The sequence below is a fragment of the Nocardioides abyssi genome, assembly GCF_030412915.1.
GTDB lineage: Bacteria > Actinomycetota > Actinomycetes > Propionibacteriales > Nocardioidaceae > Nocardioides > Nocardioides abyssi.
The window spans coordinates 1-311 of the sequence record NZ_JAUHJR010000086.1 but is presented as its reverse complement, the minus strand read 5'-3'; the positions used below and the strand labels follow the sequence as shown (position 1 = coordinate 311).

At 58.8% G+C, this 311-nt stretch carries 1 protein-coding gene; it reads left to right on the top strand.

What is annotated here, in order from left to right; all coding sequences use genetic code 11:
* Nucleotides 1–30: 30 nt before the first annotated feature.
* Nucleotides 31–311, top strand: a 281-nt coding sequence (locus tag QWY29_RS20010; RefSeq protein WP_300962991.1) for a hypothetical protein, incomplete at its 3' end; no start/stop codon positions are given.

Below are 311 nucleotides of genomic sequence, written 5' to 3'. Positions count from 1 at the left end.
CCGAGGTTAGCGTAGAAGCTTCTGGTTCAAATGAATCAGGCGATGATGATTCCGACGATTCTGGATCAGCCGAGGCCTCCGCCGAAGCTTCCGCTTCAGCTGAAGCCGGCAGCGACGCAAGCGCATCAGCCTCCGCTGAGGCTAGCGCAGAAGCTTCTGGTTCAAATGAATCCGGCGATGATGATTCCGACGATTCTGGATCAGCCGAGGCTTCCGCCGAAGCCTCCGCCTCAGCTGAAGCCGGCAGCGACGCAAGCGCATCAGCCTCCGCTGAGGCTAGCGCAGAAGCTTCTGGTTCAAATGAATCCGGC